This window comes from Microcoleus sp. FACHB-672 (assembly GCF_014695725.1).
GTDB lineage: Bacteria > Cyanobacteriota > Cyanobacteriia > Cyanobacteriales > Oscillatoriaceae > FACHB-68.
Window position 1 is genome coordinate 108,474 of the sequence record NZ_JACJOU010000020.1, and the last position, 22,185, is coordinate 130,658.

A 22,185-nucleotide genomic window follows, 5' to 3' on the forward strand; every position below is an offset into this window, starting at 1 on the left:
TTATATTTAGATTTGAGATTGGAGGTTGCTTGATTTTAATTGCAATTTGTGGGGCTACGGCAACCGGCAAGTCTGGATTGGCGCTTAATTTAGCACAGCGTCTGGGAACGGTGATTCTCAGTGCCGATTCCCGCCAAGTGTACCGAGAGTTTAACATTGGTACAGCTAAGCCATCCGCCGCAGATAAGCAATTAGTCCCGCACTACTTGATAGACATCTGCGATCCCACCGAAACGCTGACAGTTGCAGATTATCAGCAGCAAGCGCAAGCTTTAATTGCCTCTCCTCCTGTTTCCCCCTCTCCCCCTCCCCCACTCTTACTCGTTGGCGGCACCGGCTTATATATTAAAGCAGTGGTGCGAGGATTAAAAATTCCCAGAGTGGCTCCTCATTTGGAGTTGCGAGCGCAATTAGAGAGTCTCGGTCAAGCTCAGCTTTACGCAATTTTACAACAAGTTGATCCCGCTGCGGCAGCAAAAATTCATCCCAATGATCCCATACGGACTTTAAGGGCGATGGAGGTATTTTACGTGACGGGTCATCCCATTTCCGCACAACAAGGAGAGAACCCACCCGATTATCCAATTTTACAAATTGGTTTAGATTGTAAGGCCGAGGTTTTGGCAGAACGCATTGAATTGCGAACTAATCAAATGATAGCATCTAATTGGTTAGATGAGGTAGATTATCTTTGTAAAAAATACCGTTCTGATTTGCCTTTGTTAAATACTTTAGGTTATCAAGAAATGAAACAATATTTAGCCGGCAGCCTTTCTCTCTCTGAAGCGAAAGATTTAACTGTCCTACACACCCGTCAGTTTGCTAAACGTCAGCGCACTTGGTTTAGAGGTGTTCCTGACATCGAGTGGTTTGATGTGTATATGCCGGATTTATTTGAGCGAGTTTGGCAGCGGGTGCAGGAGTTTATTACGGAATGTGGGCAAACTTAATGAAAAAATGTCTAGGATCTTATAGGGATATATTTCCTAACGTTAAAATATTTTAAGCTTTAAAATTATAAGAAGTTTAGGTTTAAGGAGAAAGTTGTGGATTATCAAAACTTTATTGAACAGCTACCAAACTTGTATGAAAACTGGGGAAAGGAATCTGTTAAACCCAAGTTACAACGGTTTCAACATTTACTCAATCGAGTCCCCATTCTGACAGAGGAAAATCTTATGCCTTTGTTTAATTTTGCCGTCTCTTGTTTAGATGCTGGCGAAATTTACTGTGAGATTGGAACTCAACAAGGCTCAACTTTAATTGCCGCACTTAACGAGCATCCAGATTGTATGGCTTATGCAGTTAATCACTTCTCTGAGTTTGAGCTGGGAGAAGAAATGGCCGTAACTTTACTAGGGACGCTTCAAGAATTAAATATTCAGGAACAAGTATTTTTATGTGACCAAACTTTTGAAGAATTTTTCTTTTACTTACGGGATTTAAAAACTGAAGACAAAATTGGTTTATGTTTTTATAACAGTCAGCCTGATTATCGCTCACAACTTTTAGCTTTGCTTCTTGTAAAGCCTTTTTTAGCAACTCAAGCTTTACTAATTATTAATAATAGTCTTTGCAGCACAAGCCGACAAGCAATTTTGGACTTTGTGGCGACGCATAGGGAATGTCAAATTTTATTAGAATTACCCAGCGGAGCTTTTGATAAAGGAATTGTTATTTTAAGTTGGGATAGTGGGAGGGAGGAAAATTTATCTTGGGAACTGTTTAACGAAATGCGTCAAGAGACAGCAATCCAAGCGATTGCTGATCTTCAGATAGTTGAGCATCTGGTGAACCAGTTTGAAACCCTTCTTGCGGAAGCTTTGTCATTACAGAATCAAGGACAATTTGCAGAAGCCGAAAAAAAATATCAAGAATATTTACTTTATAAAAATCGAGATGCCGAAGCTTGGCTAAACTTAGGAATTATTTATATACAAACACAAAAGTATGCAGAATCGATAGAAGCGCTGCTTAAATCTTTAGAAATTGCTCCTGAAAACGCGAGTTTGTATAATTACCTTGCTTTCGTCTTCGAGAAAAATAATAATCTGAATCAAGCTATCTTAGCTTATCGACAATTAATAGAGCTTGAACCGACCAACTTTGAAGCTTATAACAATTTGGGCCAGCTTTTGAATCAACTCGGCGAAAATGAGCCGGCGGAGGAAGCTTACCGGCAAGCCATATCTGTCAATCCCCATCATTTTGGCAGCTACCTCAACTTGGGGAATTTACTCATAGAAAAAAATCAAGTTGATCGAGCGATAGAAGCTTATCAAACCGCTTTAGAATTAAATCCTAATAATCCAGATATTGTAAATAATTTAAACGTTGCTCTCGAAGCAAAAAGCAATCCAGCCAATTATCTATTAACTTGGGGAAATGAATTTTATCAAGCAGCCAGATATCAAGAGGCCATTGATCGATATCAAAAGTATTTAGAACTTCAGCCAGGAAGCGTTGATATTTACTTAAGTTTAAGTGACTGTTATAGTAGGCTTGAGCTAACCAAAGAGTTTCTTAAAACAGTTGAAGAAGGAATTCGTCTTTATCCTAAAGAAGGCCGATTACACTTTCCATTAATTCAAACATTGCTGCGAAATGGACGTAATGTAGAAGCTGTTGCCAGTGCAGAAAGAGCGTCGCGTCTGCTCCCAGACGATTATACCTTTAAAATTTTCAGTCATTTAATTGTTCCGATTATTTATAATACTCCGGATGAAATAGATATCTACCGGCAGCGATTTGTCAAAGAACTGGTTAATTTAATTCAAGAGACAGCTTTAGACACTCTAGAAGCCAGACAAGGAGCTTTAGCCGGCACAGGAAATGTAACAAACTTTTACTTAGCCTATCAAGCACATAACGTTCGAGAATCTCAATGCCGGTATGGAAATTTACTTCATAAAATTATGGAGGCTAATTATCCAAATTGGATGCAGCCTATTTCAATGCCACCGATTCCACCCCATCAAAAAATTCGGATTGGCTACCTTTCCGCTTATCTACATTCTTATAGCGGAACGCTTTGGTTAATTGGCTGGCTGCGCCAGCATGACCGAAATAATTTTGAAATATACTCTTATTATATCGGAAACGAACCCGACTCAATCACACAAAAATTTCAGGAATACAGTGATTTTTTTCATCATATTCCAGGCAACCTGGAAGCAGTTTGTCAGCAAGTAACTTCAGACAATCTCCACATTCTCATATTCCCGGAAATTGGCATGAATCCCCCAACCATGCAAATCGCAAGTTTACGCCTTGCACCACTACAGTGTACAGCTTGGGGGCATCCCGTAACCACCGGCTTGTCAACCATTGATTACTTTTTATCTAGCGTGTTAATGGAACCAGAAAACGCGCAAGAACATTACTCTGAGAGTTTAATCCTGCTCCCAAATATTGGAGTAGCCTACCCAAAACCCCAAGATATTCCGCCGATAACCAAGACTCGCGCTGATTTTGATTTGCGGGAAGAAAGCATTATTTACTTGTGCTGTCAAGCTCCGTTTAAGTATCTGCCACAATACGATCAGATTCTTGCAGAAATTGCCCTTCGTGTTCCTCACGCTCAGTTTTTATTTTTGCGCGGAGTTGTGCTTCAAGAACGCTTACAGCGAGCATTTTTAGCAGTTGGGCTAAAATATGAAGATTATTGTGTATTCCGCAAGATTCCCACTCGCTCTGACTATCTCACAATCAATTTGCTTTCTGATGTTTTCTTAGATACTTTCACCTGGTCAGGTGGAAATACTTCGCTAGAAGCAATTGCTTGCAATCTTCCGATTGTAACTTGTCCCGGAGAATTTATGCGCGGACGCCATGCAGATAGCTTCCTTAAAATGATGGGCGTGACAGAGACAATTGCTCAAACTGAAGCTGAATATATAGAAATTGCAGTGAGATTAGGACTAGATCCAGATTGGCGGCAGGAAATCGCCGAAAGAATGAGAATGCGACACGACAATCTTTTTGATGATAAAGTCTGCGTGGAAGCATTAGAAGCATTTTACAAACAGGTAGTTCAAGAAAAACTGAGTTAAGAAATATTAATGTAGGAATACACTTTACAAATGCCTTTACTAAAAGGGTAAATTAAACCGACACCGTAACTAAATTTAATAGAAATGCCAGTCATTGAGAAATCAATGCGCTTAAAAGCCTCATTGATTTAAGCTGGGGCTATAAATGGCAGATTGCGTTTTTAGACAAGTTAAATGCTTGTAAAGAATCGCGTCTGCTTCTAGGCCGGCGATATATTATTAAAGATTGTGAGAAGCAGCCACCGGCTTATGGAAAGAGCCGGCGGATCATGGGAATAATAGTAACAACACGCAACAGGTGCATTTACATAGGGATAGCGTGTTGTAATAACAGCTCAGATCGGACTCAAGCGCCGGCAGGGGAAAGGTGGAGATCCCCAAGGTTCCGCCTATGGGCGTCGCCGGCAACCGTTGCGGGACAGGCATCTGGTATCACGACACCCAGAAAGTGAAGGTTTTAGTGGAACCGATCTTGGATAGCGACCTTAAATTGGGAATCCTTAATATGTCGCCCAGCAAAGCAATCCCCCGTCTACCGCACCTATAAGACAATATGCCTAATTTGCTAGATAACGACCCATTAAAATTTTCAAAAGTTACATCACGAGTTCAAAAAGTCAGAGATTTTTCTCCCCCTCTCCCCCTCTCCCCCTCTCCCCCTCAATCGGATTCAGGGCTGAAAGGGGTAATTTCTAATTTGATGCTGATCGGGGCGCGTCACATTCCCCGACGCAACCGGCATCGAGAAACAATCCTGCCCACTTCGGAAGCGTACGCTGAAGGAGCAACTGCATGAAACTTCGTAAGAAGACTTTGCTGATTGTTGGCGCAGCGCTGATTACTTTAAATGCCGTTCTGTACGCTACAGCTTCAACGATTTTGCTGCGTGACTTCCAAAGACTGGAAAAACAAGGCGTCCGCAAGGATCTAGCACGCGCTGTTGATACGCTGGGTAACGAGATATCTAAGTTAAACACAATCACTCAAGATCAAGCTGCGTGGGATGACACCTACGCCTTTATCCGGAAGGAGAAATTAAAACCGGCCTTTACGGAGAACTATCTCAAGTCAAATTTTGGGGATGACACATTTAAGCAATTAAGACTAAATGTGGTGGTGTTGAGTGACAGTGCCGGTCGCATTGTTTTTAGCAAAGGCTTCGATCTCAACCGCGAGACAAAAACCGGCATTTCTCAAAGTTTGCAGAAACACCTGTCTCCTAATAGTCCCCTGCTGAAACACTCGAATTCTAAAACTTGGGTATCTGGAATCCTTCTGTTGTCGGAAGGCCCATTATTGATTGCCTCACAGCCGATTTTGACCAGTGAACGTAAAGGGCCGGTTCGTGGCACTCTGATTATGGGACGCTACCTTAATGCCGCCGAACTGAAGCAGCTGGCTAAGCTAACCCAGCTTTCTCTCGGTTTGTACGAAGTTGAAGAAGTTAGGGCAAACCAACTCAGTACCCCACAGCCCCAATTACAGAGTGCAATTGCCACTTTATTAAAAAACAACCCGGCAATCGTAGAACCATTGAGTGAGGATCGCATCGGCGGCTACACCCTGCTCAAAGACATCTACAACAAGCCGGCACTGCTGTTGCAAGTCGATTTACCCCGAACCGTCTACCGGCAGGGTAAAGTTAACGTCCGCTATTTTACTCTCTCCCTTTTAGGCGTCGGGCTAGTATTTAGTGCCGTTACGCTGTTGCTGGTGGAAAAATTGGTGCTCTCTCGCTTGGCATTTCTCAGCAGCAGTGTGAGCAACATCGGCCAGCGCGGCGATCTTTCGTTGCGAGTCTTAACAACCGGCAATGATGAACTGTCCAGTCTGGCTGACAAAATCAACGGAATGCTCGAAGCCATCGAAGGTTTCCAACATGAACGCCACACCACCGAAGAACGTTATCGGCTGATGGCGGAAAACTCCACCGACATTATTGCCAGACACAGTCCCGACGGAGTATTTCTCTACGCATCGCCGGCCTGTCGCGCCTTACTGGGTTATGAACCCGAAGAACTGATTGGCCGGCCCGCTTATGAATTCTTCCATCCTCAAGATTTAAAATCAATTAATAAATCTTATAGCGCTTTAAGGCACCAGCCGGTTACCTACACAATTAGCTACCGCATCCGTCGCAAAGACGGTGATTACGTCTGGTTTGAAACCACCAGCCGCACCATCCGCGACATGGAAACCGGAACCGTACAAGAAATTATCTCAATGTCCCGCGACATCACCGAGCGCAAGCAAACAGAACAAGAATTGCGAGAAAGTGAGGCGTCTATTCGCGCTTTGTATAAGGTTACTTCCGCTCGGAAACTCACCTTTGAAAAGCGCCTGCAAGGACTTCTGGCGATGGGATGCCACCGATTTGGCATGGAATGCGGCGCTTTGGCATTCATCGAAGATGACCGCTACGAAATTATTGCCGGCCAGTCGCCCAACCACTTTCTCAGAAAAGGCGATGTCTTCGATTTGCACCAAACTTACTGCCTGGAAACCGTAAGGCACAAAGAACCGCTTTACTTTGAATCCATCATGGTTTCCCGGTGGCACCGGCCTCCCTCTGATAACTTATTCGATCAAGAAGCATATCTGGGTACGCCCGTCATAGTGGCCGGCAAAGTTTACGGCACCCTCAGTTTCTGGAATTCTAACCCGCTCCACAGACCCTTCCGAGCCGTAGACAAAGAGCTTTTAAAGCTCATGGCTCAATGGATTGGACGCGAACTTGAGCGCCAGAAAGATGCCGAAGACTTGGCCAGAGCGCGTGATCAAGCACTTGCCGCCACCCGCGCAAAAAGCGAATTTCTCGCCACCATGAGCCATGAAATCAGAACCCCCATGAACGCGGTGATCGGCATGACCGGCTTGCTGCTCGACACGCCCCTGATGCCCGAACAGCGAGACTTTGTGGAAACGATCCGCAGCAGTGGGGACGCCCTGCTCACCATCATTAACGACATTCTGGACTTTTCTAAAATTGAGTCCGGAAAGATGGAACTGGAACAGCAACCCTTTAACTTGCGCTCTTGTATTGAAGAATCCATCGATCTGCTCGCTTCTAAAGCTGCGGAAAAAAATCTGGAAATGGCTTATTTAATTTCTCCAGAAACCCCGCTGGCGATTATGGGCGATGTTACCAGGCTGCGGCAAATTTTGGTTAATCTGCTAAGTAATGCGGTTAAATTCACCAATAAAGGTGAGGTAGTGGTATTAGTAATTGCTCAAAAAATAGAGCCTGAGGAATTAAGAATAAAGAAAGAAGAAAGTTCTCAATATTCAATTGTATTCGCGGTCAAAGATACCGGCATTGGTATTCCGGGTGACCGGATGGAACGCCTGTTTCAGTCGTTCACCCAGATAGATTCCTCCACCACTCGCCACTATGGCGGCACGGGACTGGGCTTGGTGATTAGCCAGCGCTTGAGCGAAATGATGGGGGGTCAAATGTGGGTGGAAAGTCGGGGCACTTTAGGCGGCAATCCCCCTGATGAATTTGAATTGAGAGATCGCGATGGGGAGTCAGAAATATTTGGAATTAAGCAACAACTGGATCGTTTAAACTCCAAAGGTTCTACGTTTTATTTCACGGTGAAGGCTACCGCCGTTGAAACTTCCTCTGTGATTAATCTTGCCGACTTTCAACCCCAACTGCTCGGCAAACGGCTGCTGATTGTGGATGATAATTCGACGAATCGCCAAATTTTGACCTTACAGGCCCAGTCGTGGGGAATGCTGACTGAAGTGGCTGAATCGGGTGCGATTGCTTTGAACCGGCTCAAACAAGAAGAGTTGTTTGATTTGGTGATTCTGGATATGCAGATGCCAGAAATGGATGGTTTGACTTTGGCTAAACAAATCCGTCGCATCGCGGGTAACAACGCCTTACCCCTGGTGATGCTGACTTCTTTAGGCCGGCAGGAAATTGATTTTCCCTCTGCCGGTGTTGAGTTCGCAGCCATTTTGAGCAAGCCAATCAAACAATCTCACTTATATAATGTTTTAATAGGCATTTTTGGTGGGCAGCGTCTCGAATCTCGACCCTTGCATATGGGTGCGATCTCGCCCGATCTTGGAGAATTGCGACCTTTGCGGATTCTTTTAGCTGAGGACAATCCGGTTAATCAGAAGGTGGCTTTGCTCACGTTACAGCGGATGGGGTATCGGGCAGATATGGCCGGCAACGGGTTGGAAGTGCTTGACGCCCTGCACCGGCAGCCCTATGATGTGGTCTTGATGGATGTCCAGATGCCTGAAATGGATGGGATGGCAGCCACCCGTCATATTCGTATGGAATGGCCTGATGCGAAGAGTCCTCGAATTATTGCGATGACAGCGAATGCGATGCAGGGTGATCGAGAAGCGTGCATTAAGGCCGGCATGGATGACTACATCAGCAAGCCAATTCGGGTAGATGAACTGGTGCAAGCTTTAGCCAAGTGCCAGCCTTATTCCAAGCCCGCAGAGACTGCTTCGGTTGTTGGGGAGGGGGATGACGAAGTGTTTGGTCAAAAGATAGAAGACGACTGCCTTGAGGAATCCCAAATGCCGCCAGTCCTTGATGCCAAAATGTTGCAATCACTACGGGACATTGATGCCTTAGTTGAGGTGATTGATCTTTACCTGGAAAATGTCCCGGCATTGCTGCAATCTATCAGCGAAGCGATCAGCGCGGACGATGCGCCGGCATTGAGAACAGCAGCTCACTCTTTAAAATCAACCAGCGGGACTGTAGGTGCCCTGACTCTTTTTGAACTTTGCAACCAGCTTGAATCAATGGGACGTGCCGGCGGCATAGCCGAAGCGCCGGCGCTGGCGTTGCAGGTTGAGGCGGAGTATGAGCGAGTGAAAGCCGCCTTGGAAATTGAAAAAATGAAGGATGAGGGGCAGTGCTGAGCTTTTGAGTGTTGAGTCTTGAGTGGGATGAGTAGCAGAGGGGGAGAGTGGGAGAGGGAAGAAAAAACTTCTCAATGCCTCGTCCCTAATGCTCCATCCCCTGTGGTTTAAAACTTCCGCAGATCCAAACCGGCTTCTTTCGCAAAAGCCTGCAAACCTTTGTGTTCTAAAGTTTTAATCGCCTTAGTGGAAAGCCGTAATTTCACCCAACGGTTGGCTTGGGGCCACCAAATTCGCTTCCACTGTAAATTAACTTCTTGCAGTTTGTGGGTGCGCCGATGGGAGTGAGAAACTGCAAAACCATTATTTGCCTGTTTGCCGGTCAGTTGACATTTGCGTGCCATTGCAACTTCCTAATCATCCTTCTTATGTGTGCAATGTCCCATTGTAACCCACTCTTACAGGCTGGGGGCAAGAGGAAGAGATTCACTCTGCCCACCAAACCGATCAATAAGCGTTCAACGCGCTAGATTCGTCAACTTTTGGTTGATCAACCTGCCGTCAATAACGCCAAGAAAGTTGAGTCACCTTGACTAGGTTACCCTATGCCTCTGTTAGACACCGGCAGCGCGTTCTGTGAGGCTCGTTAATAGTTTGTTAGAGCGCTCAACGAAATTTTGCATCCCTTCAGCATCAAAGCCCTTCTGAGCCATCAGCGCCAAGTCATAGACATGATGGCAAATCATATTAGCTAGTTCACCAGAGGGAGATTGCCCTTCACCTTGAATAATGCTGCCTTGGCTGATATTGCCCAGGTTTTGGATCATTGGGTGAGCTGTATTGATCACCAAAATGTGTTCTTCTGGGAATTGCGACAATTCTTGTTGTTGCATCAAGGCATTCATATCACGTAGCCGGCGCAGAAATTCTGGCAAAAGAACCATTGCCGGTGGCGTACCTTTCGCATCGTCTGACTTCAGCGCCTCGGTGCGGATCGTTAGTTTCGGCTTATTTAAAGCATTTTGGAACAAATCTTTGATCTGTTCACTGCGGGTTTTGTTGGTTGTCGGATCGACAATTTCAGAGGCTTTATCTTTCTCAATCAGCTTGTCGTCGAGTTCGGAGTCTACACGAGAGAATTTAACATCTTGATACTCTCGTTCCAAGAAGCTGATGAAATGAGGATCGATGAAGGAGTCCATAAATAGGACTTCTAAACCTTGGTTCTTGTGCAATTGCACATAAGTTGATTGGTTCACTTCATCGGTGCAATAAAATACCCGGTTTTCATGGCGCTCTTTGTTGCGTTCCAGGTATTCTTTAATCGTGGTATAAGAAGGGCCACCGGCAGAATTAGATGGAGGGTTCACTTGTTGCCAAACGTCGCCTTCTTCAGATTGCACTTCCACTGCCGGCGTGTCGCTGCCGGCATTGGCATTCAGTTCGGCTGTGCTGCGGAAGATAATGATATCTTCAACTTGTTTTTTGAATTTATCATCGTTTAAGCAGCCGAATTTAACGAAGGTGCCAATATCTTGCCAGCAATTGATATATTGCTCTTTGCTGTCGCGGTACAGTTCTTTGAGGCGATCCGCAACTTTCTTGGCAATAAAATCGGCAATTTTGCGAACGGTTCGATCCATCTGCAAGGCACTGCGCGAGACATTCAGGGGAATATCAGGGCTATCAATAACCCCCCGCATGGGCAGCAGGAATTTGGGAATAATTTCTTCGCAGTGTTCGCTAACAAAAACCTGATTGCAGAACAGTTTAATTTGTCCTTTGGTAACATCGACATCAGGTTTGAGTCTGGGGAAGTAGAGAATGCCGTTGACGAGGAAGGGATAGTCGGTGTTTAAATGCACCCAAATCAACGGTTCTTCTTGGAATGGATAGAGGTAGCGGTAAAATTCTAAATAGTCTTCTTTGGTGAGACTGCTGGGAGATTGCCGCCACAAAGCTTTTTGACGGTTGATGGTTTCGCCATCAAGTTCAATCGGCACCGGCATGAAGTCACAATAGGTTTTTACTAGCTGCTTAATGCGAGCCGATTCCGCGTATTCTCCCTCTTCATCTTGAAGGGTGAGGGTAATGGTGGTGCCGCGAGTGGTGCGAGAAGATTCTTCTAACTGAAAAGTGGGTGAACCATCGCAAGACCAGTGTACCGCTTGAGCGCCTTCTTTGTAGGAAAGGGTATCAATCTCAACGTGCTTAGCCACCATGAAGGAGGAATAAAAACCCAAGCCAAAGTGACCGATGATCGGCTGTTCGTCGCCGGCTTTGTACTTTTGAATAAATTCTTCAGCACTCGAGAAGGCGACTTGATTGATGTATTTTTTTACCTCATCAACCGTCATACCGATGCCGTTGTCGGAGATGGCTAAGGTTTTCTTCTCTTTGTCGAGAGTAATCTGAATTTTGGGTTCTTCCACCTCGCCGCTGAGTTCGCCGGCAAGGGAAACCATTTTCAGTTTCTGTATTGCATCGACGGCATTAGAAACTAATTCCCGCAAGAAGATTTCGTGATCAGAGTAGAGGGACTTCTTGATAATGGGAAAAATATTCTCGGTATGAATACTGATAGTGCCCTGTTCCAGCATTGTCATAGCTCTTGTTTTGGTTACTACTTAAAGACTGAGGACTGAGTTGAGTTTTCTGCTTTCAGCCTATAGCGCTTCGCCGGCTGACTGCTGAACTTTACTGCTCAGTCCCGATTATGATCGATTTTGTAGGCTGACGCCTGATTTTGCTTCAGGGATTGCCCTACCGGCAGTGATTCGGATTTCCCTACTTTTTATGGGATTATTATTTGGGTAAAGACCAACCCACTTGACTCACTTCTTTGCCCAGCAGAAATTATAACTTTGAAGCTTAGTATTCAACGTCCGGGGATTTGACATCTCGGAAACTTTTGAGAAATGTCACAAATATCCCTGTGACACGCTTCTACAGTTTCTGATTTTATTAAAATTGACTGGATGGGCAGTACTGGACTTGAACCAGTGACTCTCTGCTTGTAAGGCAGATACTCTACCACTGAGTTAACCGCCCGGGTTTCTCATAGAATACTATGGTAGCACCTTGTAGAAAATAAATCAATCAGCCAAACTGATTTAAGATGGGCATTTTCTACCCCAATCCCCATTCCCCTATCCTAAATCCTGAATGCCCTCTGGTCGCACCCATGACCGTATTACCTTGTGGACTTTGCCGGTGGTTGCCGGCCTGACGTTCGCGCAAACCCGGAGTGGTAATCTCACCTTGCTGGTTGCCGGTGGCTTTTTCTTCAGCGGCCTGATGTTTGGCCCAGATTTGGACATTTACTCACGGCAGTTCCAGCGTTGGGGATGGCTGCGTTGGATTTGGTTGCCTTATCAAAACAGTTTGCGCCATCGGTCATTTTTGTCTCATGGCCCACTAATTGGATCTGCGCTGCGGCTGCTTTATCTGGCCGGCTGTGTGGGGATTGTGGTAATGTTGGGGTTATTAGCCGGTCAGCAGTTTTGGGGTTGGTCTTGGACTTGGGACATGGTTGCTGACTTTCTTCTACAATCACTCAAACTTTATTATGCTGAATGGATTGCGCTTTATATCGGGCTGGAATTAGGCTCGATGAGTCACTATCTCAGTGATTGGGTCGGTTCAGCTTATAAGCGGATTAAGAAGTATGGGCTGATGGGCTGGCTGTTTTCTGCTACGAGTTCTAAAAAAAACCGCCGTCCTGCTAGTGAGAATAAGCGCCGGCAAACTAAAGGTAAGTCTAAAATTTAAGTTTGCGATTTTTTAGGTTGATAAATTAGACTTTTTTCAAAAATTTGTTTTTATTTTTAACCGCAGATGCACGCAGATAAACGCAGATGAGCGCGGATGTCTTACACGTTAAGTGCCGTTGATTTTGAAAACTTTCGATTTTAGCAACATATTTATTTATTCAAATTAAATTATAAAAAAATAAGCCAAAAGCAATTTTTTGAAACCTCATAACTATTAATAAGGTCTTTTTGTAGAATTTTATTGGCACCGGCAGCCAATTTAGTTAAAAATTATTAATAAGTCTTGGAGTTTTTTCTCATGTCTAGCCCACAAACACCCGAACCGGCTGCATCTGATTCCGCTGCCCTTACAGCTTTGCAAAAGCTGATTGAAGTTGTTGCAAAGTTGCGATCTCCTGAAGGCGGTTGTCCCTGGGATTTAGAGCAAACACCTCAAACCTTGATTCCTTATGTGATTGAAGAAGCTTATGAGGTGGTAGATGCAATTCGCAGTGGCGAGAAGAAGGCAATTGCCGAAGAATTAGGCGATTTACTGTTGCAAGTGGTGCTACAAGCGCAAATTGCCAGTGAGTCTGGTGATTTCACAATGGCTGAAGTAGCCGCCGGCATCACAGAAAAATTAATTCGCCGGCATCCTCATGTATTTGGTGATGTAGAAGTTAACAGCGTTGATGAAGTTCGTCAAAATTGGGAGGAAATCAAAGCAACTGAAAAAGGAGAAACCGCAGAATCACAAATATTTTCCTCAAAACTAAGCCGGTATGCGAAAACGTTGCCGCCGTTGATGGCAGGAATGAAGATTTCTCAAAAAGCTGCTGGTGTTGGGTTTGAGTGGGAAAATATTGAGGGGGTTTGGGAGAAGTTTCAGGAGGAGTTAGGGGAATTTAAATACGCCATTGAACATGAAGATAAAGCCCATCAGCAGGCAGAATTAGGGGATATTCTATTTGTCTTGATTAATTTAGGCCGGTGGTATGATTTAGATCCGGCTGAGGCTTTACAGGAAACTAATTTGCGGTTTATTCAGCGCTTTTCAAAAATGGAAATCTTTGCAGATCGACCGCTAACAGATTATACCTTAGATGAGTTAGAAGCAATGTGGCAGCAGGCAAAAGCTCAGTTGGCAAAGCAGAAGCAGGAAAGGGATAATTCGGGCGAGTAAAAATTGTATCTACACAAGTAAAGCCCGTCAATGCGGGCTATAACTCGATTTTCGCTATTTTAGTAAAGGTAGTGCCTCTTCATAGATCCACTTCTGAAATTGCATAGCGGTTTGCTGATTTGCAAGGTCAAGTAACAATTCTATTCCCCGCTGTTCTACAGTTAAAAGAAGCTGTTGCCAAAGATATAATTGACCATTTTTGCCCTGACTAACTTTACGCAAACTTTTTAAGTTTTCTGGAACTTTCTTTAATGCAGTCTCGGTGAGATTCAGTGCCGGCAGCAAGTCTTCAGCAATCCATTCGATTCCTTCTGCTGTTTTGATGAGTCGCAAGGAATGATCTTTGAAATATAGCTCTTGTTCGGTTTGTTGTGGAGTGTGCATAAAAAAACTTTCAATCTCGACATTGACATCATGACATCCGTAGCTTGAAACAAAGTCAGAGTCAGTGTTTGAGTTAGTGTAAGAGTTGTCAAAGTTGTAAAATTAACTAATACAGAGAGTACAGATATGGCAGGGCACACAATCCAGGCATCTCCCGAAGGCATCCAAACAATCAGAAAAACTCTCAAACGCAAGAAACAGTCACAAACTTATCTAGCTGGTGCGGCGGGCTGCTCTCGGCAGACTATTTGGAGTTTGTTAAAAGGCAATCCAATTGATGGCGAATTTTTTATGGAAATTTGCTCTCAGCTTAGTTTGAATTGGGAGGAGATTGCTCAAGCTGAACTTGCTGAAGAGGTACAGGAATTTGGTAATAATCTCGATGCCTTGGTGCGAGAGGTGCGAGAAAAGATCAAACCTAGAACCATCGAGCAATGTGGCACTATGCAGGTGCTGGACATGACTGAATCGATTGGGTTAAATGATATCTACACCAGCGTCAACATTTTGGAGAAAATCACTGGACGCCGAGGCATTGAAATTAATAAATTGATGCAAGGCTTTGATCCCGAAAAAGAAAACTTTGACCGTGTTGGATTTGGCAGAATTTCTGAAACACAAGTACCCGGACTAGAAGCAGTGAAGCGTTACTCTAAGCTAATGGTTTTGGGTAAACCAGGAGCGGGTAAAACTACTTTTTTGAAATATCTGGCCCTTCAGTGCATTGGTGGGGATTTTCTACGGGATCGAGTGCCGGCTTTTATCACCCTCAAGGATTTTGCCGAGACTGATTCTCAGCCTGGATTAATTGAATTCATCATCCAGAAATTCGCTGAGAGCGGGGTGACAGAAACTCAAACTGTTGAATTGCTAAAGCAGGGGATGGCATTTCTTTTGCTCGATGGCTTGGATGAAGTTAGAGAAGAGGATGCGAGTCGAGTCATCAAGCAAGTTGAGAATTTTTCAGAACGCTATTCCATGAATCATGTTGCAATTACCTGCCGAATAGCGGCACGAGAACATACTTTTCAACGATTCAAAGAAGTGGAAGTTGCAGATTTTAATGATGAGCAAATAAAAATATTTGTTAGCAAATGGTTTCAGGCAAAAAAGTTAAGCTTGGTTGAGCAATTCATGAAAGAATTAGAGGAACATGAACCAATTAGAGAATTGGCAACTAATCCTCTGCTACTAACTTACTATGTTTGGAATTTGAAGATTCAGGTGATTTTCCAAATGATCGTGCAGAGTTATACAAAAGGGCAACCCATACTCTACTGAGAAAATGGGACACTAAGCGTGGAATTAAGCGCGATCAGGTTTATAAAAACCTACCTTCCAACCGAAAGGAAGATTTACTTAGTCAAGTTGCATTGATTACCTTTGAACGTAAAGATTACTTTTTCAAGCAGAGAGATGCTGAGCGATATATTACTGATTACATTCGTAACTTACAAGATGCTAAAACCGATCCAGAAGCTTTGCAACTAGATAGTGAAGTAGTGCTGAAATCCATTGAATCGCAACATGGGCTACTGGTAGAAAGGGCAAGAGGCATTTATTCTTTTTCTCATCTCACATTTCAGGAGTATTTCGCAGCACGAAAGATTGTCAGCAGTTGTAATCCGGACTCATTAGATGACAAATCTTTGCAAGGTTTAGCTAGCCACATTACCGAACATCGTTGGCGCGAAGTCTTTTTGCTCACGCTAGGAATGTTACCAAATGCAGAGAGTCTCTTACTGTTAATGAAACAGCAGGTCGATACAATCTTAGCAGATGATGAAAAGCTACAGCGGTTCTTAATGTGGGTAAATCAAAAATCTTTGGTAGTTGATAAATGCTACGACCAAACCGCTGTTAGAGTTTTTTACCTTTGCCTTGAGTATGTTTATAATTTTAATATTTTTTCAGCCGATAATTTTATTGAATTAGCTGATTATTTTGGTGTTCAAAATTTTAATAATAATTATTATGGCACTGATGACAACCGTTTTATCGATCACAATTGCTACGAGTTACTTTTCTACGAAAATATTTCTAATTTCAGTCCCAATAGTGCCCTTGCTGATAGCATTGAATTCATTCTGGATGACGATATTGAACCTCAACTAAAACAATCGTTACGAGAACTTAGGGATGAGTTAGCCGATCCCAATCAAGATCAAGAAAAATTTCAAGAATGGTGGCAATCTAACCGTCAAACTTGGATTGATAAAGTAAGAAAAATAATGATTGAATATCGCAATATAGGCCATGATTGGCAGTTAAAACTTGAGGATTTTAAATTACTTGATCAGTATTACGATGCTAATCTCTTGCTAGTGAAATGCCTCAACAGCGATTGCGTTGTATCCCCTGAAGTACGACAGGAAATAGACGATACCTTACTATTACCCATCGCTGAAATAGAAAAACGCAAAAACCGCAGATAAGCCCAGATTAATTGCCGGTTATCTGCGGTTTAATCACTTATCTGTGCAACGCTACGGCATCTTCTCCCGAAATACTTCTAATACTGCATCGTGAATCGCCCCATTACTAACAACGACACCCTGGTTATTCACCATTTTTGTGCTTTCAGAAAAATTTAGGGGAATGCCATACATATCTGTGACACGCCCACCGGCTTCTTCCACCACAATTGCACCGGCAGCGTGATCCCAAATATTCTCCCGGTAATCTGGCGTCTTCGGTGACGGCAACCGCAAGTAAAGTGTCGCCATCCCACAGGCTACCGCGCCATACTTCGCCTGAGAATCCATCCGTACAGAGGGCGCATTAATGCCCACTGCCTTTGCCACTGCATCCTGACGCGACTGATCGCTGTGCGCTGCTTCCACACTTTCCACAAAGCAGAAATTGCTGACATTGCCGGCACTCATCACCTGAATTGAGCGCAATTCACCGCCGGCAAGTGGCATCATCTGCGCCCCCTCACCGCGCACTGCCACAAATAACGCCCCCGTTTCACCGCCTTCCACCGACAGCGCAGGGCAAGCCAAAACCCCCACTTTTATATCACCGGCTTCCACTAAGGCGATCGCTACCGCATATTGATCTTGACGTAAAAACCCTTTGGTGCCATCAATCGGATCGAGTGTCCAATAACGCGGCGCTACCGTGCCATTGCCCCGATCAATCCAGTCCAGCACCTGCTCTGACGTTGCATCCGCGATTAATTCTTTAACATAATTTGTTATTTTTGTTAAATTCTCAGCCATCGCCGGCTCTCGTAGTTGGGCAGCATCCTCCTCACCCACCACCGGATCATCGGGAAACGCCTCTGAGATCGCCTTGCAAATCACCGCCTGAGAGCCATAATCAGCAATTGTCACCGGGCTTTTGTCGCTTTTTTCCATCGCTGCCGGGATTGCAGCGCGGACTCGCTCACACAGTTTCGCCGCCGCAATTGCAGCTTCAATGGCAACTTGTTTCTCTTGTTCGTAAGACATAAAGAATTTTGAGTGGTATACCAAAAATGGCAAAGGATGTCAGAACTAACCATCAATAACTCATAATTCGTAACTTTGCAAAAAAAACCCGTTTCTTTAAGAAAACGGGCGAATGTAACCGGCCTTGCCGGCACAATTGCAAATTAAACGCTGCCGGTTAAAACCACTGCCACGACAACACCGAGTATGATCGCACCGGCACCCATCACAAACGACCAAAAACGATGGTAACTATTCACCACCGTGCCGCTTTCACTATTTATCTGTATCAAATCCATCCACGGTGCGACGCCGCGACGAAACCAACCCAAAGCACCCACTTGCCCCCCAATCAGGCTTTTAACTCGTTTCATGCCAAATAGGAAATTCCCAACCGGCCCGAAACGAGACGCATAACGCAAATACATTAACCCAGTCCGATCTTGTAACATCAGATCCGATCCAAACGCATAACCGGCATCCCCGCGTCCGATCAACTCACCCTCTAACTTTGCCGGCACACCCCGCAACGGACTTGCATAGGGGTTAGACATCAGCGTGAGAACATCCGTTGCCGGTGCCTGCTTATAGCTAGGAAACATCACCAGCGTCTTGATTAAAGTTCCCAACCCAAAGCCAATCAGCGGACAAGCCAGCGCCATCTGATTTCCCATAGAAGCCATCAGGAAAATGCCGAGTACCAACCCTGCGAAAATCCCAATCACCTCCGCGCTGTAGAGCAACAGATCCAGCACAAAACTACCGTAGAGCCGGCCCTTATTCAAACCGCGACCTTCCCCGATGACGTGGCCCATGTCAAACTCAATCTCAATGCCCAACTGTTCCGCGTAGGTACTTAACGCACGAACTCGTTTACCTGTCAACGGATGAGTTGAATTCAACTCCATCCACCAACCCCAAGGGTTAAACATATCCCACAGAAACACCCGACCGATTTTGCTCGGATCGGAAGCAATTCGGTAAGCGGTGCCGGTGGAAGAAGCCGCCTTGTGGTCATAAATGCCTAAAGCACGCGTGCCTTCCATCAACCGGCTGGGTTCTTGCGCCCGCTGCCCCTCTTCCAAAATGCCATAGGCAATTTTTACCAAAGCACGGGACAAGGCGTTCGGGTTGCCGGTGACTTCAGCGGCAAAGTGATCGGCAAAATACTCCCGTGTGCGCGACAAATACAGCACCAGATACGTGCCGGCAACATAAAACACATAAGCCACCATTGCCGCAGTTGCGAAAGCATCTTTCATCTTTTCGCCACCACTGCGCCCCATGCGTCGGGCAAAGATGTATATCAGATAAACGATCTGCACCAACGTTGAAGCTAACGTCATCACTGCAAAATCCCAGTGAACAACGTGGCCGAGTTCGTGGGCGTAAACCGTTGCAACTTCGTCATCATCAAGGTAGGTAAACAACCCCTGACTCACCACCACCCGCGCTGTATTTGGCAAGGAACCGTAAGTAAATGCAGTGGGATTTTCGTCATCGATAATTCCCAAGCGGGGCTGTTTCAGTTGTTTCTCGGCACAAACTCGCTGAATGACAGCGGCAGCTTCGGGACTTTGATTTTCAATCTCTGCCAGAGATACCCAACGCGTGTGATACAGCCAGCCTTGGGTTAAGTCCATCAACCAAGGCGAGAGGAAGAAAACAGCGAGGTTGAAAATCAGGGTAAACGCCACTGAGATGATTAAACCCGTGGTGGGCGTTTCGCTGCTGAGGATGAAGAAGACGGCTAAGGCTAAAACCAAAACCATACCCAACAGCAAAAATATCGTCACCCCAGAGGCGAGGGTGAGATTACCGGCTCCAGACATGGCCAATTTTAGGCCGGTACTTCCTGCGCGACCGGCTTTCTCAACCATACTCGGTTGAGTTTGAGCGCTTGCCGGCTCGCCGGTGATAGATTGAAGGGCTTGCTGTGCCCAGCTTGCCACGTCGGGATTCTCGCTAATCGCTAGCCGGTTGCAGATGGCTCTCGCTTGTGAGTGCTGGCCATTGTGCTGATAGGCTTGAACCAGCCACATCTGCGCCCGGAAATAGTCTGGCGATTGAAGATCGTTGCAATTGAAGCAAAATTCTTCGAGGTGTTGAATCGCTTCTGGGTAGCGCCCTTGTTTAAAGGCGTCATGCCCCGCATTGAGCAATCCAGATTGAGATGACATAGGTGTTTCCGTCAAGAAGGAGTAGAACAGACTCAGGTCTTAGATGGCAAAGATACTGATTGATGCAACTTCCTTTAGATAGAGTTTTCTCTTCCTTGATAACCTGGAAATTTAATTTCGTCTGCAATCCTCCACAAAAATTAAGCTGCCGGTGGCCAAAGGCGGCGTGGGAGATTTCTGTACCCGTTGCACTACGATTGAAAGAGAAGCCGATATTTTGGCGAAACTTTGGCGTTTGATTCAAAACCATGACCACCACTCCGATAGCTTCTCTTCCTCTGACTGCGCTTGCTCAGCAGACACGTCAAGCTGCACGCCAGCTGGCAATTCTCCCTACCGAAGCGAAAAACCAAGCGATTGAAGCGATTGCTCTGGCTTTAGAAGCGGCTGCCGGCGATATTTTGGCAGCAAATGCAGCAGATTGCGAAGCCGCAGAGGTTGCCGGTATTGCTAAAGCGCTTTACAGCCGGCTGAAATTGGACGAGACGAAGCTCAAAGGTGCGATCGCCGGTGTGCGAGATGTGGGTAAATTACCCGATCCTGTAGGTGCAGTTCAAATTCACCGGCAACTTGATGAAGGACTAATCCTCAAACGCATTACTTGTCCCTTGGGAGTGCTCGGTGTCATTTTTGAAGCGCGTCCCGACGCATTAATTCAAATTACCGCCTTAGCGATTAAATCTGGCAACGGTGTCATCCTCAAAGGTGGACAGGAAGCGGTGCGATCTTGTCAAGCTTTAGTCAAAGCAATTCATCAAGGTTTATCGACAACCGCTGTTAACTCAGATACGGTGCAATTACTGACAACGAGAGAAGAAATTCAAGCACTCCTGAAGTTAGATGAGTATGTAGATCTGATTATTCCCAGAGGGTCTAATTCTTTTGTGAAATTTGTACAGGATAATACTCGCATTCCGGTACTCGGTCATGCTGATGGAATTTGTCATCTTTATGTAGATAAAGCCGCAGATATTCAGAAGGCGGTAACAATTGCAGTGGATGCGAAAACTCATTATCCTGCTGCTTGTAATGCGATTGAAACTTTGTTAGTTCACAAAGAAATGGCTGCTGATTTTTTGCCGGCAGTTGGCGAGGCGTTGCAAAAACAGAATGTGGAATTACGGGGAGATGATAGCAGCCGCGAGTTTATCAATATTGTGCCGGCAACGGAAGTAGACTGGTCAACTGAATACAGCGATTTAATTTTATCCATTAAGGTTGTGGATTCTTTAGCAGAAGCAATTGACCACATCAATACTTATGGCTCAAAACACACGGATGCGATCGCCACTGAAGATGCAGCCGCCGCTGAGACATTTTTAAATCAAGTGGATGCTGCCGGCGTTTTTCACAACTGTTCCACACGCTTTGCCGATGGTTTCCGTTACGGTTTCGGTGCAGAAGTTGGAATTAGCACACAACAAATGCCGCCTCGCGGGCCGGTGGGTTTAGAAGGGTTAATCACGTATAAATATAAAGTTGCCGGTGACGGGCATATTGCGGCCACTTATTCAGGCAAAGATGCGAAACCTTTCACGCACAAAGATTTGTAGAAAATGCTGTTTTATATTGGGTGAGCGCTTATCCATTATTTAGAAAAAAGCGCTCATTCAATATAAAAATGAGCTATAAATAAATCTTTAAAAAAAAGCTTAAAATTCCAAAAATTGTATAAAATTGCTAGAACTTTCTTATTTTATTAGGTTATTTTGAATTTAAAATTTAGCTTTAAAGATAACATAATTACCAACAAAAGTAAAGCAATTAACCGTTGATTTTTTATCCTTCATTACTCTACTGGCGCAACAGGCAACGGACAAATAATATCTTAATGGCTGGTGGAAAATTGCAGTGATTTAAATTGGCTTTACAACTTTGCGCTTCAGTCCCACCTACAGCAAAAATCTCGAATCACATTCAAGATTTGATTGCATTGGATGCAAAGGAACTCTCCTCAGTAGATAATTGGCAGACAAGTGTAGTGGAGTAACAAGTTAATGGATTCAATTCAACTCACCGGCATCAAATGTTATGGATACACCGGCTACCTGCCAGAGGAACAAGTTCTCGGTCAGTGGTTTGAAGTGGATATCACACTCTGGGTCGATTTAGCAATCGCCGGCAAAAGTGATCACATCGAAGATACCCTCGATTACCGCAGCGTAATTTCCACCATACAGCACTTAGTAAAAACCTCTAAATTTGCCTTAATTGAGCGATTGGTTGATGCGATCGCAGAGGCTAGTTTAGAACCGGCACAGGTGCAGCAAGTCCAAGTTCGGTTAAGCAAGCCGGCTGCTCCCATCCCCGACTTTGGCGGTAAAATTACCGTTGAAATTACAAGGTCAAAATAGCTTT

16 protein-coding genes and 1 tRNA gene are annotated in these 22,185 nt (G+C 44.8%); 11 read left to right on the forward strand and 6 right to left on the reverse strand.

Going from position 1 to position 22,185, the window contains the following annotated elements:
* Positions 1–29: 29 nt before the first annotated feature.
* The 5 genes from miaA (at position 30) to H6F56_RS16515 (ending at position 8,954) form a co-directional block, all read left to right on the forward strand.
* On the forward strand, positions 30–950 hold the full coding sequence (gene miaA / locus H6F56_RS16495; RefSeq protein WP_190670120.1) for a tRNA (adenosine(37)-N6)-dimethylallyltransferase MiaA: 921 nt from the start codon (positions 30–32) through the stop codon (positions 948–950).
* A 96-nt stretch (positions 951–1,046) separates the two neighbouring features.
* Positions 1,047–4,052 carry a tetratricopeptide repeat protein gene (locus tag H6F56_RS16500; RefSeq protein ID WP_190670122.1) on the forward strand — a complete coding sequence of 1,002 codons (3,006 nt, stop codon included), beginning with the start codon at positions 1,047–1,049 and terminating at the stop codon, positions 4,050–4,052.
* Positions 4,053–4,419: 367 nt separating this feature from the next.
* Entirely contained in the window at positions 4,420–4,599 is a 180-nt protein-coding gene (locus H6F56_RS16505) for a hypothetical protein (RefSeq protein WP_190670123.1), read from the forward strand.
* Positions 4,600–4,605: 6 nt separating this feature from the next.
* Positions 4,606–4,848 (forward strand): hypothetical protein, encoded by a 243-nt coding sequence (locus H6F56_RS16510; RefSeq protein ID WP_190670124.1) that lies wholly within the window; start codon positions 4,606–4,608, stop codon positions 4,846–4,848.
* On the forward strand, positions 4,845–8,954 hold the full coding sequence (locus tag H6F56_RS16515; protein WP_190670126.1) for a response regulator: 4,110 nt from the start codon (positions 4,845–4,847) through the stop codon (positions 8,952–8,954). The genes H6F56_RS16510 and H6F56_RS16515 overlap by 4 nt, the downstream gene beginning before the upstream one ends.
* A 107-nt stretch (positions 8,955–9,061) precedes the next feature.
* Here the strand turns inward: H6F56_RS16515 and rpmB are convergent, their stop codons facing one another.
* The 3 genes from rpmB to H6F56_RS16530 form a co-directional block, all read right to left on the reverse strand.
* A complete protein-coding gene (gene rpmB / locus H6F56_RS16520) occupies positions 9,062–9,298 on the reverse strand; it encodes a 50S ribosomal protein L28 (RefSeq protein WP_190670128.1) in 237 nt (78 codons plus the stop codon).
* A gap of 210 nt (positions 9,299–9,508) precedes the next feature.
* Positions 9,509–11,500, reverse strand: coding sequence for a molecular chaperone HtpG (gene htpG, locus H6F56_RS16525; RefSeq protein ID WP_199312960.1), 1,992 nt, complete (start codon positions 11,498–11,500; stop codon positions 9,509–9,511).
* A gap of 373 nt (positions 11,501–11,873) precedes the next feature.
* Positions 11,874–11,945 (reverse strand) — tRNA-Val (locus H6F56_RS16530).
* Between the two features lie 114 nt (positions 11,946–12,059).
* Between H6F56_RS16530 and H6F56_RS16535 the strand changes: the two genes are divergently transcribed.
* Both H6F56_RS16535 and mazG read left to right on the forward strand, forming a co-directional pair.
* Positions 12,060–12,665 (forward strand): metal-binding protein, encoded by a 606-nt coding sequence (locus tag H6F56_RS16535; protein WP_190670130.1) that lies wholly within the window; start codon positions 12,060–12,062, stop codon positions 12,663–12,665.
* 300 nt (positions 12,666–12,965) lie between these two features.
* Positions 12,966–13,829, forward strand: a complete 864-nt coding sequence (gene mazG, locus H6F56_RS16540; RefSeq protein ID WP_190670132.1) for a nucleoside triphosphate pyrophosphohydrolase — start codon at positions 12,966–12,968, stop codon at positions 13,827–13,829.
* A 54-nt stretch (positions 13,830–13,883) separates the two neighbouring features.
* Here the strand turns inward: mazG and H6F56_RS16545 are convergent, their stop codons facing one another.
* Complete coding sequence (locus H6F56_RS16545) at positions 13,884–14,213, reverse strand: hypothetical protein (RefSeq protein WP_190670134.1); 330 nt, start codon at positions 14,211–14,213, stop codon at positions 13,884–13,886.
* A 126-nt stretch (positions 14,214–14,339) separates the two neighbouring features.
* Here H6F56_RS16545 and H6F56_RS25910 point away from each other — a divergent pair, with 126 nt between their 5' ends.
* Positions 14,340–15,494: an NACHT domain-containing protein gene (locus tag H6F56_RS25910; RefSeq protein ID WP_199312962.1), complete on the forward strand. Its 1,155-nt coding sequence runs from the start codon at positions 14,340–14,342 to the stop codon at positions 15,492–15,494.
* Entirely contained in the window at positions 15,419–16,648 is a 1,230-nt protein-coding gene (locus H6F56_RS25915; protein ID WP_199312964.1) for an NACHT domain-containing protein, read from the forward strand. The genes H6F56_RS25910 and H6F56_RS25915 overlap by 76 nt, the downstream gene beginning before the upstream one ends.
* Before the next feature lie 51 nt (positions 16,649–16,699).
* Here the strand turns inward: H6F56_RS25915 and H6F56_RS16555 are convergent, their stop codons facing one another.
* Both H6F56_RS16555 and H6F56_RS16560 read right to left on the reverse strand, forming a co-directional pair.
* Positions 16,700–17,668, reverse strand: a complete 969-nt coding sequence (locus H6F56_RS16555) for a 3'(2'),5'-bisphosphate nucleotidase (protein ID WP_190670136.1) — start codon at positions 17,666–17,668, stop codon at positions 16,700–16,702.
* Positions 17,669–17,811: 143 nt separating this feature from the next.
* A complete protein-coding gene (locus H6F56_RS16560) occupies positions 17,812–19,827 on the reverse strand; it encodes a zinc metalloprotease HtpX (RefSeq protein ID WP_190670139.1) in 2,016 nt (671 codons plus the stop codon).
* A gap of 248 nt (positions 19,828–20,075) precedes the next feature.
* On the opposite strand from H6F56_RS16560, the gene H6F56_RS16565 reads away from it, so the two are divergent.
* On the forward strand, positions 20,076–21,380 hold the full coding sequence (locus H6F56_RS16565; RefSeq protein WP_190670142.1) for a glutamate-5-semialdehyde dehydrogenase: 1,305 nt from the start codon (positions 20,076–20,078) through the stop codon (positions 21,378–21,380).
* Between the two features lie 444 nt (positions 21,381–21,824).
* Positions 21,825–22,181, forward strand: a complete 357-nt coding sequence (gene folB / locus H6F56_RS16570) for a dihydroneopterin aldolase (protein WP_190670144.1) — start codon at positions 21,825–21,827, stop codon at positions 22,179–22,181.
* Positions 22,182–22,185: the final 4 nt, after the last annotated feature.

Coding starts and splice junctions, on each gene's coding strand:
- H6F56_RS16510 (WP_190670124.1), top strand. CDS start 4,606: ATGCCTAATTTGCTAGATAACGACCCATTAAAATTTTCAAAAGTTACA.
- H6F56_RS16515 (WP_190670126.1), top strand. CDS start 4,845: ATGAAACTTCGTAAGAAGACTTTGCTGATTGTTGGCGCAGCGCTGATT.
- rpmB (WP_190670128.1), bottom strand. CDS start 9,298: ATGGCACGCAAATGTCAACTGACCGGCAAACAGGCAAATAATGGTTTT.
- htpG (WP_199312960.1), bottom strand. CDS start 11,500: ATGACAATGCTGGAACAGGGCACTATCAGTATTCATACCGAGAATATT.
- H6F56_RS16535 (WP_190670130.1), top strand. CDS start 12,060: ATGCCCTCTGGTCGCACCCATGACCGTATTACCTTGTGGACTTTGCCG.
- mazG (WP_190670132.1), top strand. CDS start 12,966: ATGTCTAGCCCACAAACACCCGAACCGGCTGCATCTGATTCCGCTGCC.
- H6F56_RS16545 (WP_190670134.1), bottom strand. CDS start 14,213: ATGCACACTCCACAACAAACCGAACAAGAGCTATATTTCAAAGATCAT.
- H6F56_RS25910 (WP_199312962.1), top strand. CDS start 14,340: ATGGCAGGGCACACAATCCAGGCATCTCCCGAAGGCATCCAAACAATC.
- H6F56_RS16555 (WP_190670136.1), bottom strand. CDS start 17,668: ATGTCTTACGAACAAGAGAAACAAGTTGCCATTGAAGCTGCAATTGCG.
- H6F56_RS16560 (WP_190670139.1), bottom strand. CDS start 19,827: ATGTCATCTCAATCTGGATTGCTCAATGCGGGGCATGACGCCTTTAAA.
- H6F56_RS16565 (WP_190670142.1), top strand. CDS start 20,076: ATGACCACCACTCCGATAGCTTCTCTTCCTCTGACTGCGCTTGCTCAG.
- folB (WP_190670144.1), top strand. CDS start 21,825: ATGGATTCAATTCAACTCACCGGCATCAAATGTTATGGATACACCGGC.